Source organism: Parafrankia sp. BMG5.11 (assembly GCF_004337455.1).
On sequence record NZ_SJXI01000027.1, the window covers coordinates 374,003 to 388,125 of the forward strand.

Genomic DNA, 14,123 nt, shown 5'->3' on the forward strand with positions numbered 1-14,123 from the left:
CGCCGTGACAAGGATACCCCATGGCTTCCCAAGCCGCTGCCCAGACTTCCGGCGACACGTCGCAACCGGCCGCCGCCGCCAATCCCGAAGCCGTCGTCGTGCGCTTTGCCGGCGATTCGGGGGACGGGATGCAGCTTACCGGCGGGCAGTTCACGCTCTCCACCGCGCTCGCCGGCAACGACCTGGCGACCTTTCCCGATTTCCCGGCGGAAATCCGCGCTCCGCAGGGGACGCTGTTTGGGGTCAGCGCGTTCCAGATCAACTTCGGATCGACCGCGATCGAGACTGCCGGCGACGCGCCGGATGTGCTGGTGGCGATGAACCCGGCGGCGCTGAAGACCAACCTCCAGGCGCTGAAGCCGGGTGGGCTGGTCATCATCGACACCGGCGAATTTACCAAGCGCAATCTGGAAAAGGCCAAGTACGCAACCAGTCCGCTGGACGATGACAGTCTCGCCAAGTGGCAGGTGCTGGCGTTCGACATCAGCGCCCAGACGGTCGAGGCTGTGAAGCCCTTCGGCCTCGGCAACAAGGACGCGCTGCGCTGCAAGAACATGTGGACGCTGGGCCTCGCGCTCTGGATGTTCGACCGCCCGCGCGAGCCCATCCATGACTGGCTGAAAGCGAAGTTCCGCACCAAGCCGGAACTGGCAGAGGCGAACAGCGCGGCGCTGGACGCCGGCCATGCCTATGGCGAGACCGCCGAGCTCGCAGGACCACTCCAGCAGCTTCACGTGGAGCCGGTGGCGAGCGATCCCGGGCTCTACCGCACGATCACCGGGGCCGAGGCGGTCAGCCTTGGCCTGGTCGCCGGTGCGCAGCTCGCTGACCTGCCGATGTTCTTCGGCGGCTATCCGATCACGCCAGCTTCGGCGATCCTGCACCACCTGGCGCGGCTCAAGGAATTCGGCGTCACCACCTTCCAGGCGGAAGACGAGATCGCGGCGATCTGCGCCGCCATCGGCGCGAGCTATGCCGGCAGCCTGGGCGTCACCAGTTCTTCGGGTCCCGGCATCGCGCTGAAGGGCGAGGCGATGGGCCTTGCCATCATGACCGAGCTACCGCTGGTGATCGTCAATTCGCAGCGCGGCGGGCCTTCGACCGGCCTGCCCACCAAGACCGAGCAGAGCGATCTTTACCAGGCGGTCTATGGCCGCAACGGCGATGCGCCCATGCCGGTGATCGCCGCGCGCAGCCCCGGCGATTCGTTCGAATGCGCGATCGAGGCGTGCCGGATCGCGACCGAGTACATGACCCCCGTCATGCTGCTGACCGATGGCTACATCGCCAATGCGGCCGAGCCGTGGAAGGTGCCCGACCCGGCCACCTTCACCGCGTTCCCCAAGACCTTCATGACGACCAGCAATGCGGTCGACGGCGAAGGCACCGGGGAGATCCTCCCGTACAAGCGCGACGAGAAGGGCGCGCGCCCGTGGATCAAGCCGGGCACGCCCGGCCTGATGCACCGCATCGGCGGGATCGAGAAAGCGGTCGACACCGGTCACATCGATTATTCGCCGGCCAATCACCAGGCGATGACCGACGCGCGCAAGAACAAGATCGACGGCGTCTCGGTGCCTGACCAGGACGTGTGCCTGGGCGAGACCAGCGGCACGCTGGCGGTGGTGGGCTGGGGCAGCACGTTCGGCCCGATCCATCAGGCCGTGCGCCGCGCGCGCCGCAAGGGGCTTTCCGTCAGCCACATCCATGTGCGCCACATCTGGCCGCTGCCCGCGAACCTGGGCGAGTTGCTGCGTGGGTTCGATAACGTGCTGGTGCCCGAAATGAACACCGGCCAGTTCAAGACGGTGCTGCGCGACCAGTATCTGGTCGATGCCACTCCGCTCACCAAGACCAGCGGCCAGCCGTTCCAGATCGCCGAACTGGAAGACGCGATCGGCAAGTACTTCGACGGCATCCCCGGCAACGAGGGCGGGGAAGTCGCCGCCAATCTCCAGCAGCTGCCGACCCCCGAAAGCGGGCACGACGACGGCACCCTGCCGCGCGACCTGCGCCTGCATCACGACCGGGACAACTGACATGAACGACATGACCCCGTTCCAGACCACGCTGAAGGATTGGGAGACCGATCAGGAGGTTCGCTGGTGCCCGGGCTGCGGCGACTATGCGATCCTGAAGGCGGTGCAGCGCACCCTGCCGCAGATCGGCGCCAATCCCGCGACCACCGTGTTCATCAGCGGCATCGGCTGCTCCAGCCGGTTCCCGTACTACATGGAAAGCTATGGCTTCCACACCATCCACGGCCGCGCGCCCGCGGTGGCGACGGGGGTGAAGCTTGCGAATCCAGAACTCGACATCTGGCTGGTGACCGGCGACGGTGACGGCCTCAGCATCGGCGGCAACCACCTGATGCACGTGCTGCGGCGCAACGTGAACATGCAGATCATGCTGTTCAACAACGAGATCTACGGCCTCACCAAAGGGCAGTCCTCCCCCACCAGCCGCGAGGGGACCAAGAGCCCTTCGACCCCGCTCGGCAGCTACGATCACCCGGCGCGTCCCGCCGCTTTCGCGCTGGGATCGGGCGCTAGGTTCGTTGGACGCGGGTTCGACGTGTCGAAGAACCTGCCGGACGTGCTCAAGGCCGCGCACGCGCATCAGGGCGCCGCGTTCATCGAAATCTTCCAGAACTGCGTCGTGTACAACAAGGATGTGTTCGACGACTTCGCCCAGCCGAAGGGCGCGGAGGATCGCCAGCTCTGGCTGCAGGACGGGGAGCCGATGCTGTTCGGTTCCGACAGGTCGCCGGGCGGCATGCAAGGCATCGCGCTCGACCGCGATCGGTTGCGGCTGATGGTGGTGCCCGTTGTCGATGGCGACTGGCAGTCGGCCGGCGTGCTCGTTCACGATGTCACCAACCGTTCGATCGCGCACATGCTGGTCGAAATGCCGTTCGGCCCGTTCCCGATGGCGCTGGGCGTGCTCTACGACGATCCCACGCCGACCTTCGAAGCGGCTGTGGCCTTGGAACGGGAGCAGGCGAGCGCGGGCAAGGATGCCAACCTCGCCAAGTTGCTCGGCAAGGGACAGAGCTGGACGGTCGAGGGCAACGGCCCCGAACCGTTCGACAGCCGCCCGCCGGGGCAGGGCGCGCCGGACGCGGCTGATCCGCTCTGATCGGTGCGCTCCACACAGGCATTTTCCTACACGACGATGCGCCCTTAAGGGTGCCGTCATGCCCAGCCGCGCCCCTTTCCGCCCGTGTTCATGTGCGCGGCAGGTCGGCGGGATTTTCGCGCCAGAACAGTGTGACACGTGTGACACTTCCTACTGCCGCGGCGGGCGCTGATGGATAACCTCACGCACAGCCTGGTCGGCGCGCTGATCGGGCAGGCGGGGCTCAAGCGGAAGACCGGGCTGGCGATGCCGGCGCTGATCATTGGCGCCAACATTCCCGACATCGACGCGGCCTGCTTCCTGTGGCTCGACGGGGTGCAGCACCTCGCCTTCCGTCGCGGGATCACTCACGGTCCGATCGCCTGGGTGGTGTTGCCGCTGCTGCTGGCGTTATCGCTGTGGTGGTGGGACCGCTGGCAATCGGGGCGCGGCAAGCGGCCGGAGGGGCGGCTGCCGGTGCACTTCGGCTGGCTCTATGCCCTCAGCCTGCTCGCCACGCTGACTCACCCCGCGCTCGACTGGCTCAACGTCTACGGTATCCGCCTGCTCGAACCGTTCTCCAGCCGGTGGTTTTATGGCGACGTGCTGTTCATCATCGACGTGTGGCTGTGGGCGCTGATGGGCGGTGCGATGTGGTTTTCGCTGCGGCGGGAGCGGCGGGGCGGAGAATGGATGCGCCCGGCGCGGATCGCGATTGCAGTGGGGTTGGCTTACATTGCTGTTAACGCAGCCATTACAGCGTACGACCGCGCCACGTATGGCGATCAACTTGTGGTAGGCGCGGAGTACATATCGAGCCCGCTACCGTTTGCTTTCTGGCAGCGAGAACAGATTGTTGGCCGTGACCGGGATGTTTGGTTTACATTCCATGGGGCTCTGCTCGAGAGGCAGCGAGCCGAGCGTCACGAACTGGTAGTTCCTTCGCTTCGATGTGCATGGCCTGACACCGAGAAATTAAGGCAGACCGACAGTGACCTCGACGCCTTCCTATTCTGGTCGCGCGCACCCTTCGCCGAACGCGCCCCCAACGGCTCGGTGCTCATCCGCGACGCGCGCTACTACGACCCGCGCGCTCGCGAGCGGTTCACCGTTGCGTTGCCGAATGTCCGCTGTGAGCAGCTGTAGCCGGATCGAGCGTTCCGGCCACCTGACTGTCCGCTGCGGCCTTGGCCGGCTTGTACAGCAACGCCGCAGCCAGAAAGGCCCAGCCGGCGCCGCCAAGCCAGCCCGCGGTGACGTCGCTCGGGAAGTGGACGCCGAGCATGACCCGGCTCCACGCGATCATCGCGCTTAGCACCATCGCGCTGCCGACGATCGTACAGCGCACCGAGTGCCGCGAACTCATCGATGCGAAGGCCAGCGCCATCGCAATGTAGACAACCGCCGCGTTGAAGCTGTGTCCGCTCGGGAAGCTTTCGCCGCCGGCCTCCATCAGGTGAGGCACGATCTGGGGCCGATCGCGGCCGACGATGCCCTTGAGCGCGGTGTTGGTGATCCATCCGCCGGTCACCGTCATGGCGAACAGCACCGCCTCGCGCCGCAGGCCGAGAAACAGCAGCGCCACCACCGCTCCGACGGCGAACAGGTTGCGCAGAAAGACCCCGCCAAGGGCCGTCGTGTCCCGGACGATCTCCAGCATCAGGTGCGATCCGGCAAAGTCCAGGTTGCCTTCGCGGCGCGCCGCCAGCAGACCCATTTCGTCGAACGCCCCCGTCCGGCCGGCCAGCACCAGCCAGACCATGACCGCGAAGCCGAGCCACAGAATGCCGGCGGCCAGCAGCGCCTTACGGCGATTGATCGTGAACCCTCGCTGCGGCAGTCGGATCGCCTGGGCCGGGATCGGATGCTCTTGCGGGTGCACGGTGTCGGGATTGGACATGGCGGAGGAACCAGCAGCAAGCACGCGCGGTTCCGGTCAGCATGAGTTTGCCTCAGATCGTCTTGTTTCGCCGCGACTTGCGCCTGGCGGACCAACCCGCGCTATGCGCCGCAGCGAGGGCTGGGCCGGTGGTGCCGGTCTATGTACTGGATGATGACGCGGCGGGCGAGTTCGCCCTGGGCGGGGCGTCGCGCTGGTGGCTGCACCATTCGCTGACCAGCCTGGCACGGGATCTGGAGGCGCTCGGTTCCCGCTTGGTCCTGCGACGCGGAAACGCCGCCGAACAGATAGCGCGGCTCGCCGAGGAGACCGGCGCGGTCCAGGTGCACGCTGTCCGCCATTACGAACCATGGTGGCAGCAAACCGAGGCCGAACTCGGGGAGGGGCTGGATCTTACGCTGTACGACGGCAACTATCTGCTGCCGCCGGGCGCGGTGCGGACCGGGTCGGGCGAGCCGTACAAGATATACACGCCGTTCGCCAAAGCTGTGCTGGCGCAGATGCCGCCGCACGACCCGCTTCCGACGCCGGAGCGCCTAGCGGCTCCGGCCCAGTGGCCGGCGGGCGACGAGCTTCGCAGCTGGGACCTGCTCCCTTCCGCGCCCGATTGGTCGGGCGGGCTGGGGGAGTTCTGGCAGGTGGGCGAAGCGGCGGCGCACGACCGGCTGGCCGAATGGGCTGATTCGGTCGCCGACTATACGGACGCGCGCAACCTGCCGTCGACGGATGGTTCGTCCCGGCTGTCGCCGCATCTGCACTGGGGAGAAATCTCTCCCGCGCAGGTGTGGCACATGCTTTCCGGTCGGACATCCGACGGGTGGAGCACCTTCGCCAAGGAGCTGGTCTGGCGCGACTATGCTCAGAACGTGATCGACCAGTTCCCCGATTACGGCACGCGCAGCTATCGAAACGGTTACGATGGCCTGTGGCGGACGGGTGCGGAGGCGCGGCGCGATCTCACCGCCTGGCAGCGCGGGCGCACGGGGTATCCCATCGTCGATGCCGGCATGCGGCAGCTGTGGCAGACCGGGTGGATGCACAACCGGGTGCGGATGATCACCGCCAGCTTCTTGGTGAAACACCTGCTGATCGACTGGCGCGCGGGCGAAAGGTGGTTCTGGGATACGCTGGTCGATGCCGATTACGGCAACAACGCTGTGAACTGGCAGTGGGTCGCCGGGACCGGGGTGGACAGCAACATGTTCGTGCGGATCATGGCGCCGCTGACGCAAAGCGAAAAGTTCGCCGCTGCCGACTACATCCGCGCCTACGTGCCCGAACTGGCGCACCTGGATGACGCGCAGATCCACGATCCGCCCGATCGGCTGCGGGGTGACTATCCCGCCAAGTTGATCGGCCACCGCGAGGCCCGCGAGCGCGCGCTGGCGGCGTATCGCACGAGCCGGTCCTAGGTTGCCCCCACGCAGGATACGGTTCATAAACAGCGGCATGAGGGCAGAGGGGATAGGCCGGGGCGCAAGCCTGTTGTCGGCGGGTGCGCGGTTTGAGCGCAGCCCGGGCTGGGTCGCGCGCCTGATCGCGCCGGGCTTCCACAAGTTACTCGACCGGATCGACGCCGGGCTGGAGAGCGGCACCATCATGGGCCGGCTGCCCGATGGCAGCACGCGGATGCTGGGCGGACGCGCGCCGGGGTTCGTCGCGGAAGTGGACCTGCGTGACTGGCGTGCGCTCGTCCGGTTGGCGACCAATGGATCGATCGGCTGGTACCAGGCATGGGAGGCGGGCGAATGGACCAGCCCCGATCCCGTTCCGCTGTTCGCGCTGTTCATGGCCAACGGAGATGCGCTGGGAGAAACTGCGCGGGCGCGGGGGCCGTTCCGGCTTGCGGCCAGGTTCGCGCACTGGCTCAACCGTAACACCCATGCCGGGGCGGAGCGGAACATCCACGCGCACTACGATCTGGGCAACGACTTCTACGCCCAGTGGCTCGGCCAATCGATGTGTTATTCAAGCGCGCTGTTCGGCGAGCGTGAGGGGCCGTCGCAGGCTGAGCAGTTCCTGACCGAGCTCGATTACGCGCAACTGACCAAGGTCACCGCGATGCTCAACCGGGTGCGCGCGGACCAGGCCGGCAGCCTGCTCGAAATCGGCTGCGGCTGGGGAATGCTGGCGCACGCCGCGGCGGCGATGGGCGCGCGGGTCGATGCGATCAGCCTGTCGGACGAGCAACTCGCATTCTGTCGCACGAAAAGCATCGATCCGGCCAACCCCCGGTTCCTGAAGCAGGATTACCGCGATGCGCACGGGCAGTACGATGCGATCGTCAGCGTCGAAATGGTCGAGGCGCTGGGCCGGGAATACTGGCCCACGTTCATGGACTGCATGGCGCGCAACCTGAAGCCGGGGGGACGGGCGGCGATCCAGTTCATCTCGATGAAGGATTCGCTGTTCGATGCCTATGCCAGCAGCGCCGATTTCATTCAGGCGTATGTTTTCCCAGGCGGACTGCTGATCCGGACCAGCGAGTTCCGCCGCCTGGCCGAGGAGCGGGGACTCGCCTGGACCGACCAGAACGATTTCGGGCTGGATTATGCAGAGACCCTGCGCATCTGGCGCGACCAGTTCGACCTCGCGGTGACAGAAGGGCGGCTGCCTGCCGGGTTCGACGATCGCTTCGTGCGCCTGTGGCGCTATTATCTGATGTACTGCGAGGGCGGGTTCCGCGGCGGCGGGATCGATGTCCACCAGGTCACCCTTGTGAAGGAATTGTGATGCGGCGCTTTGTCCTCTTGCTTGCAGCAGCGATGCTCGGCGCGTGTGCGACCGTGCCGGCAGACGCACCCGTGCGGATGAGCCAGCCGGTGGCAGAGGTGCCGTTGCAGGATCAGCAGGTGCTGTTCTGGAACGACGCGACCCGGTCCGATCGCTTCCGCAGGATGGAGGACTTTTTCGCCGGGCACGAAGTCGCCGCGGCCACTGACGTGCGCAATCTGCCCGCGGGTAGCCCGTACGATGCTGCCACCGCGGCTGCGCTGGATGCGTACCTGGCCAGTTCCGGCGCTGCGGGCATAATGGTGCTGCAGGATGGCCGGGTGCGGTACGAAAAGTACGGGCTTGGGTTCGGACCGCAGGGGCGCTGGACCAGCTTCTCGGTCGCGAAAAGCTTCACCTCAACCTTGTTGGGGGCGGCGGTGAAAGACGGCTTCATCGCAAGCATGGACGATCCCGTGACCAAGTATCTGCCCAAGCTGGCGGGCACCGCATATGACGGCGTCAGTGTCGAGCAGCTGGCCACGATGACGTCCGGGGTGAAGTGGAACGAGGATTACACCGATCCCGCCAGCGACGTTGCCCGGATGTTGCTGGTCGCGCCGGTGGCGGGCGAATCGCAGGCGATCACCTATGCCCGGCAGCTCACGCGAGAGGCGCCGGCGGGGCGCAAGTGGGTCTACAAGACGCTGGAGACCAACCTGCTGGGCGATCTGGTCACCGCCGCGACGGGACAGTCGCTGGCCGCTTACTCCAAGAAGAAGATCGTCGATCCGGCAGGCTTTGCAGGGCCGCTGTTCTGGATGACCGATCTCACCGGGAACAATATCGGCGGGTGCTGCCTGTCGATCCGCCTGTCGGATTACGCGCGCATGGGCCAGTTCGCGCTGGAGGGCGGACAGTCGGCGGTTCCGGTCGGCTGGTTCGCCAGTGCGGGCGCGCCGCAGGTCGAATTTGGCGACGGCAACGGATACGGGTTCCAGTGGTGGACCTACCCCGGCGCAAGCTTTGGCGCGCAGGGCATCTTCGGCCAGTCGATCACGATCGTGCCTGACCGGCGGCTGGTGATCGCGATCGTCTCGAACTGGCCGGCGGCGACTGGCAAGCCGCTATCGGCCAGCCGCCGCGCGCTCCTGGATCAGGTCATCGCCGCCAGCGGCCGCTAGGCTCAGGCGATCGGCCGGAACACCCCGCCGGTGGAGTAACGGGCGAGGATGTTGTCGTGCACGATCGGGCTCAGCAGCTCGGCGAAAGCGCAACCGGCGATGCTGTTGTCCCACCAGACCACCTCGGCCTGCAGCGATTCCAGACCGGGGAGCGTCAGCCAGCACAGCTGACCCAGGTGCATCCGGTTGATGGCCGCCGCGGAAAATCCGGAGATCGACAGATCATGCACCACCGTGCGGACCGGGCGCCCGCCGGAAGCGCGCAACTGCGCCGGGATCGACAGTTTGGTGCGGGGTGAGCAGCGGTCTTCCTGCGCTGCCAGCGAATAGGGGTCTTGCGTATGGATCATCCCAGTACCCTCGGTGCACGTAACCAACAGCCTCACCGCACGGTTCGCGGCCAGGCTTTGTAACTTCTGCCGAAGGCTGGTTTCCGCTTTGCTGGCGGAAGTGGTTAACCGGTTGCGCCGATCCGTTCACGGTGCCGCGTCGGAAAGTCCCTCTGCACCAGCGCGACGATCCCGGCTGCGACATCCTCGGGCGGCTTGACGCTCGCAGGGTCCTCTCCCGGATAGGCGCGCGCGCGCATCGCGGTGCGGGTGGCGCCCGGATCGACGATCGCCACGCGCGTCCCGCCCAGCTTCTCGACCTCAGCGGCGTAGCAATCGAGGATGACCTCGAACGCCGCCTTGCTCGCGCCATACGCGCCCCAGAACGCGCGTGGGACGCTGCCGACCGAGCTGGTCACCCCAATGACCCGGGCGTTGCCTGCGCGCTTCATCAGCGGATCAAAGGCGGCGATCAGCGCTTGAGTTGCCAGCACGTTGACTGTCAGCGCCTGCCCGAACTGCTTGGATTCCATCTGCGTCACGGGGGTCAGCGACGGCAGGTACGCCGCGTTGATTACCAGGATATCGAGCTTGTCCCAACGCTGCGCCAGCGCGGCGGCCAGGCGCGACACCCCGTCCTGTTCGGACAGATCGAGCGGCGCGATGGTCGCGGTCCCTCCGGCGGCGTGGATTGCGTCCTCGACGCCCTCCAGCGCCTTGACGTCGCGGGCGGTGAGCACAACGTGCGCACCCGCCGCACCCAGCGCCTTGGCGGTGGCCGCGCCGATCCCCTTGCTCGCACCAGTGACGAGCGCAACGCGCCCGGCGAGCGGCAAATCGGAGTTCATTCAGGCAACCTTGTGAATGGGGAAGGGTAGCTGCGTTTCGCGTATCTCGCGCTGGGCGAGGTCGGTCAGCGTGGTGGGGTAATCCCCGGTGAAGCAGGCATCGCAGTACTGTGGCCGCACCGGATCGCGGCTTTCCCCGGCGACCGCGCGATAAAGCCCGTCGATGGTCACGAAGGCCAGGCTGTCGGCCTTGATAAATTCGCGCATCGGCTCGATGTCCATACGCGCCGCGAGCAGCTTGGATCGCTCAGGTGTATCGACGCCATAGAAGCATGAATGCGCCGTGGGCGGGCTGGCGACCCGAAAGTGGACTTCGGTGGCGCCGGCATCGCGCATCATCTCGACGATTTTCATCGAGGTGGTGCCGCGGACGATCGAATCGTCGATCAGGATGATCCGCTTGCCTTCCACCAGTCCGCGGTTGGCGTTGTGCTTGCGCTTCACGCTGGAATGACGCGCGCCTTCGCCCGGTTGGATGAAGGTGCGCCCGACATAGTGCGAACGGATGATGCCCAGTTCGAACGGGACCCCCGATGCCTGGGCATAGCCGATGGCGGCGGGCACCCCGCTGTCCGGCACCGGCACCACCAGGTCGGCCTCGACCGGCGCTTCGAGCGCGAGCTCGCGCCCGATCGACTTGCGCGCTTCGTACACGCTCCGTCCGTCAAAGATGGAATCGGGCCGGCTGAAATAGACATGTTCGAAGATGCACGGACGCGACCGCACCTGACCGAACGGCTGCAGCGAAGTGACCTTGCCGTCAAAATCCACCCGCACGATCTCGCCCGGATCGACCTGGCGCACGAACTCTGCGCCTATGACATCGAACGCGACCGTTTCGCTGGCGAACACGGTGGCGTCGCCCAGCTTGCCCATCACCAGCGGCCGGATGCCCAGCGGATCGCGGCAGGCGATCATGCCCTCGGGCGTCATCACGATCAGCGAATATGCGCCCTCGACCAGGCGCAGCGCATCGATCAGACGGTCTATCGTTGTCGGATAGCGGCTGGTCGCGACGAGGTGGATGATCACCTCGGTGTCGGAGGTCGACTGGAAGATCGCGCCCTTGCGAACCAGCTCGTCACGCAGGGTCTTCGCGTTGGAGATATTGCCGTTGTGGGCCACTGCAAAACCGCCGGCGGCAAGATCCGCATACAGCGGCTGCACGTTGCGCAGACCCGCGCCCCCGGTGGTGGAATACCGCACGTGCCCGGCGGCCATGATCCCGGGCAATTCGGCCAGTGCTTCCGAGGTGGAGAAGTTCTCCGCCACGTGGCCGGTGCCGCGCCGCGAATAGAATTCCTGTCCGTCGAAGCTGGTGATGCCGGCCGCTTCCTGGCCGCGGTGCTGCAGCGCGTGAAGGCCCAGCGCGGTCATCGCCGAGGCATCGGGCGCGCCGATCGCACCGAATACGCCGCATTCCTCGCGGAGCTTGTCGCCGTCCGCGTCGTAGAACGGATGAGATATGATCATCGGCTGGGCGTTGCCTCGCTGCTCGTGGGGCTAATGGCGATTGTACGACACGATGACAAGGGCAGGCTGCTCACCATCACCCGTTGCGCGCCGGCCACTCGGCCCCTACACCGCCGCCGCGAAACCCTCGCTTAACGAAACGAACCGCTTGATCCTCTCCCCTTTCGAATGGACCGTGGCCAAGCGCTACATGCTGCCCGGCAAGGGCGAGGGCTTCATCGCGCTCGTCGCCGGCATCAGCGTGGGCGTGGTAATGTTGTCTGTCGCCCTGCTCGTCGTGGTGATGAGCGTGATGAACGGCTTCCGGGCCGAACTGCTGGACAAGATCGTGGGCCTCAACGGGCATGCCATCATCCAGGCATACGGCGGTCGGCTGGATAACTGGCAGGACGTGCTGCAGGACGTGCGCAAGACGCCCGGTGTCGTCAGCGCGAGCCCGCTGATCGAACAGCCCCTGCTGGTGACCTTCAACGGCCGGGTCGAAGGCGTGCTGGTGCGCGGCAATACCGCGCAGGACATCCAGCGCATGCAGCCCAATGTGATCCAGGGGGATCTCGGCGGGCTGCGGCCCGATGCCAGCAACGTCGCGATCGGCGCCCGACTGGCCGAAAACATCGGCGCGCAGGTCGGGGACACGATCACCGTGATCAACCCTGCCGGTCGGTCGACGCCCTTCGGCACGGTGCCTCGCCAGGTGGGCTACCGGGTCGCCGCGATATTCGAGATAGGGGTGTACGATTACGACGAGAAGTTCGTCGTCATGCCGATCGCCGATGCCCAGACGCTGATGCTGACCGGCGACACGATCGGCATGATCGAGGTGAAGACCCAGGACGCGGACAAGGTCGGCGAATACCTGGCGCCGCTGGCGCGCAAGCTGTCGGGCCGGGCGGTGGTGTCCGACTGGCGGCAGATCAACTCTTCGCTGTTCGAAGCGCTGGAGGTGGAGCGGGTAGCGATGTTCTTCGCCCTGTCGATGATCGTGCTGGTGGCTGCGTTCAATATCCTTTCCAGCCTGGTCATGCTGGTGCGCGCCAAGACCCGCGATATCGCGATCATGCGGACCATGGGCGCGACCCGTCGCAGCCTGCTGAAGATCTTCGTGACGACCGGCTTCACCATCGGGGCGGTCGGCACCATGGCCGGCCTGGTGCTCGGCTTCATCATCCTCTATTTCCGGCAGAATATCGTCGAGGTGATCCAGCGGTTGACGGGCCAGAACCTGTGGGATCCATCGGTTCGGTTCCTCTCGACGCTGCCCGCACGGGCCGATCCGGTCGAGATCATCGGCATCGCCTCGCTGGCGCTGATCCTCAGCTTCCTGGCGACGCTTTATCCCTCGCTGAAGGCGTCGAGCACCGACCCTGTCCAGGTGCTGCGCTATGAGTGATGCCGTCGTTCGCCTGACCAACCTGACCCGCTCGTTCGAGCAGGGCGGCGTGCGCATCGACGTGCTGCGCGGGGTCAACCTGTCGATCCTTCCGGGGGAGATCGTGGCGCTGCTGGGCCCTTCGGGGTCGGGCAAGTCGACCATGTTACAGGCGGTCGGGCTGCTGGAAGGCGGCTTCGGCGGCAAGATTGAGATCGTCGGGGCAGATGCGAGCGCGCTGCCGACCGACGGCCGCACCAGGCTGCGCCGCGATCACCTTGGCTTCGTATACCAGTTCCACCACTTGCTGCCCGATTTCAACGCGACCGAAAACGTGATCATGCCGCAGCTGGTATCGGGCCGGTCGCGCGCCGCGGCTGAGGAACGGGCGCGCGAGATCCTGACCGCGCTGGGCCTGGGGCACCGACTGACACACCGGCCGAGCCAGCTCTCTGGCGGCGAACAGCAGCGGGTGGCGGTCGCCCGTGCACTCGCCAACCGACCTCAGCTGGTGCTGGCGGACGAGCCGACCGGGAACCTGGACGAGCATACCGCGGACAAGGTGTTCGCCGAGTTCCTCGAACTCGTTCGCGGAGAAGGCAGCGCCGCGCTGGTCGCCACGCATAATGAGCGGCTGGCGGCGAAGATGGACCGCGTGGTACGCTTGCACGAGGGAGTGCTCGAATGACCACTATCGCCGATTTTACCGTCGAAACGCCCGACGGCGCACCGCTCGACCTGTCCGAGAAGCTCGGCAAGGTCCTGCTGGTGGTCAATGTCGCTTCGCGGTGCGGCTTCACCCCGCAGTACGAAGGGCTGGAAGCGCTGCAGCGCAAATATGCCGAGCGCGGGTTAGAGGTGCTGGGCTTCCCCTGCAACCAGTTCGGCGCGCAGGAGCCCGGCAATGCGGAGGAAATCGCCAGCTTCTGCAAGCTGACCTATGACGTCACCTTTCCGGTGCTGAAGAAGGTGGACGTCAACGGCGCTGCCGCCAGTCCGTTGTACGACTGGATGAAGCGCGAGGCGCCGGGGCTGATGGGCTCCAAGTCGGTCAAGTGGAACTTCACCAAGTTCCTGATCGACCGGGACGGCAAGGTTGTGCGGCGGTACGCCCCGACTGACACGCCGGCGAGCATCGAACAAGACATCGAGAAGCTGCTCTAGCCCCCGTCAGCTGTGGAGAAATGCAGC

13 protein-coding genes are annotated in these 14,123 nt (G+C 66.2%); 9 read left to right on the forward strand and 4 right to left on the reverse strand.

Features of this window, described 5'->3' with window-relative positions:
• Positions 1–20: 20 nt before the first annotated feature.
• The 3 genes from E0504_RS19845 to E0504_RS19855 all read left to right on the forward strand — a co-directional run bounded on the left by E0504_RS19845 (position 21) and on the right by E0504_RS19855 (position 4,263).
• On the forward strand, positions 21–2,039 hold the full coding sequence (locus tag E0504_RS19845; RefSeq protein ID WP_131625455.1) for a 2-oxoacid:acceptor oxidoreductase subunit alpha: 2,019 nt from the start codon (positions 21–23) through the stop codon (positions 2,037–2,039).
• Between the two features lies 1 nt (position 2,040).
• Positions 2,041–3,138, forward strand: coding sequence for a 2-oxoacid:ferredoxin oxidoreductase subunit beta (locus tag E0504_RS19850; protein WP_131625456.1), 1,098 nt, complete (start codon positions 2,041–2,043; stop codon positions 3,136–3,138).
• 171 nt (positions 3,139–3,309) lie between these two features.
• On the forward strand, positions 3,310–4,263 hold the full coding sequence (locus E0504_RS19855) for a metal-dependent hydrolase (protein ID WP_131625457.1): 954 nt from the start codon (positions 3,310–3,312) through the stop codon (positions 4,261–4,263).
• Here E0504_RS19855 and E0504_RS19860 read toward each other — a convergent pair.
• Positions 4,223–5,017 (reverse strand): phosphatase PAP2 family protein, encoded by a 795-nt coding sequence (locus tag E0504_RS19860; RefSeq protein WP_131625458.1) that lies wholly within the window; start codon positions 5,015–5,017, stop codon positions 4,223–4,225. The genes E0504_RS19855 and E0504_RS19860 overlap by 41 nt on opposite strands.
• A 41-nt stretch (positions 5,018–5,058) precedes the next feature.
• Here E0504_RS19860 and E0504_RS19865 point away from each other — a divergent pair, with 41 nt between their 5' ends.
• Genes E0504_RS19865 through E0504_RS19875 form a run of 3 tightly spaced genes read left to right on the forward strand, consistent with a single transcriptional unit; the run spans position 5,059 to position 8,913 of the window.
• Complete coding sequence (locus E0504_RS19865; protein ID WP_131625459.1) at positions 5,059–6,429, forward strand: deoxyribodipyrimidine photo-lyase; 1,371 nt, start codon at positions 5,059–5,061, stop codon at positions 6,427–6,429.
• A gap of 37 nt (positions 6,430–6,466) precedes the next feature.
• On the forward strand, positions 6,467–7,750 hold the full coding sequence (locus tag E0504_RS19870) for a cyclopropane-fatty-acyl-phospholipid synthase family protein (protein WP_131625714.1): 1,284 nt from the start codon (positions 6,467–6,469) through the stop codon (positions 7,748–7,750).
• Positions 7,750–8,913: a serine hydrolase gene (locus E0504_RS19875; RefSeq protein ID WP_131625460.1), complete on the forward strand. Its 1,164-nt coding sequence runs from the start codon at positions 7,750–7,752 to the stop codon at positions 8,911–8,913. Before E0504_RS19870 ends, E0504_RS19875 begins: the two co-directional genes overlap by 1 nt.
• A 2-nt stretch (positions 8,914–8,915) precedes the next feature.
• Here the strand turns inward: E0504_RS19875 and E0504_RS19880 are convergent, their stop codons facing one another.
• From E0504_RS19880 to purF, 3 genes are all read right to left on the reverse strand, one after another.
• Entirely contained in the window at positions 8,916–9,263 is a 348-nt protein-coding gene (locus E0504_RS19880) for a PilZ domain-containing protein (RefSeq protein ID WP_131625461.1), read from the reverse strand.
• 104 nt (positions 9,264–9,367) lie between these two features.
• Positions 9,368–10,090 (reverse strand): SDR family NAD(P)-dependent oxidoreductase, encoded by a 723-nt coding sequence (locus E0504_RS19885; RefSeq protein WP_131625462.1) that lies wholly within the window; start codon positions 10,088–10,090, stop codon positions 9,368–9,370.
• On the reverse strand, positions 10,091–11,563 hold the full coding sequence (purF, locus tag E0504_RS19890) for an amidophosphoribosyltransferase (RefSeq protein ID WP_131625463.1): 1,473 nt from the start codon (positions 11,561–11,563) through the stop codon (positions 10,091–10,093).
• Between the two features lie 148 nt (positions 11,564–11,711).
• Between purF and E0504_RS19895 the strand changes: the two genes are divergently transcribed.
• Genes E0504_RS19895 through E0504_RS19905 form a run of 3 tightly spaced genes read left to right on the forward strand, consistent with a single transcriptional unit; the run spans position 11,712 to position 14,096 of the window.
• A complete protein-coding gene (locus E0504_RS19895) occupies positions 11,712–12,953 on the forward strand; it encodes a lipoprotein-releasing ABC transporter permease subunit (protein WP_131625464.1) in 1,242 nt (413 codons plus the stop codon).
• The gene (locus E0504_RS19900; protein ID WP_131625465.1) at positions 12,946–13,620 is read left to right on the forward strand and encodes an ABC transporter ATP-binding protein; all 675 of its coding nucleotides are present in this window, start codon (positions 12,946–12,948) and stop codon (positions 13,618–13,620) included. The genes E0504_RS19895 and E0504_RS19900 overlap by 8 nt, the downstream gene beginning before the upstream one ends.
• Positions 13,617–14,096: a glutathione peroxidase gene (locus E0504_RS19905; RefSeq protein WP_131625466.1), complete on the forward strand. Its 480-nt coding sequence runs from the start codon at positions 13,617–13,619 to the stop codon at positions 14,094–14,096. The genes E0504_RS19900 and E0504_RS19905 overlap by 4 nt, the downstream gene beginning before the upstream one ends.
• Positions 14,097–14,123: the final 27 nt, after the last annotated feature.